The sequence below is a fragment of the Neisseria sp. HMSC064E01 genome, assembly GCF_001808875.1.
Classification (GTDB): Bacteria; Pseudomonadota; Gammaproteobacteria; order Burkholderiales; family Neisseriaceae; genus Neisseria; species Neisseria sicca_A.
On the sequence record NZ_KV794937.1, the window covers coordinates 1 to 1085 of the forward strand.

A 1085-nucleotide genomic window follows, 5' to 3' on the forward strand; every position below is an offset into this window, starting at 1 on the left:
CTGTCTGCTGCTTTATTCGCTGCTCCTGTAAGTGCAGAAGTAGGACTTCCCCCGCCGGCACAACATCAGGGGGCGGGCTTTCCAAGTGAAAGAGCCTTACAACAAAAAGGCTACGACCCGAAAACGGGCGTATGGCGCGTGCAAAGCCAAAACAACGGCAAACCGACCGTAACCAAGTCGGGCGATTCCATAAAAGGTAGTCAGTCGAAAACCATAACCGCAACGGGTAATTATGGCGAGAAGGGGACGATTAAAACTACGCAGACGCAGAGTGTGAATATTCCCAAAGTTGAAAAGATTACTGGTGGTACGCTTGCAGGTTTAACGGCAGCGGGCGGAGCGATTGGATCGGATTTTGCCGCACGAGCTTATAAACAAGCCCAAAATGGAGACTGGAGTGGAGCAGCTAGGGAGGGATTCGGGGCAGTTTTGGAAGGTTTGTCAAAACTTGATTTAACGGGTTTTGGAAGCGGAGTTAATAATTTTTTGGATAAAACAGGGATACGACCTAATTCGTCATCAGGACAACTTGCCCAAGCTGCCCAACAAGCCGCCACCGCACAAGCACAAGCAGAACAAAGCGGAGACCTAGGACGAGCAATCGCAGCCGCAGCCGCCAAAAAAGCAGCTGAAGGCGCAGCAGCCGCAGCGAAACAGGCGGAAGGATGGACGACATCAGGAAAAATGCTTGCTGAAGCCTCAAAGAACAAAGACGGTAGTTATTCCCAACTATATTTGAGACGTGTCGATATTGGTTCAGGTTCTAATGTTCGGCCAAGACTCGATATTGAAGGATATGCTTGGGTAATAGATAAATATAATGGTTCATATAACTGGGGATATTGCTCGGGCGGAGCATGTAAAGGTTGGTATAAAGGTAGTCTTCCTGAAGGTTATGACAAAGTTGCAGGATATGTTTATACCCCGATAACAAATGATGCACAATTACAGGTTGCTCGTGCCAAAGTTACAGGTCAGACCCCTGCTGAACAAGACAAGATAATAAAAGAAATGACGCTCAACCAAAAGGACATTAAAGACATTTTGGAGCGCATGTTGAATAACCAACAGACCAATCATGCCGA

Annotated in this window: 1 pseudogene; it reads left to right on the forward strand. The window is 47.4% G+C overall.

Annotation, left to right across the window (positions count from 1 at the left end):
* Positions 1-1085 (forward strand): annotated as a pseudogene (locus tag HMPREF2572_RS06675) (hypothetical protein); the annotation flags it as partial.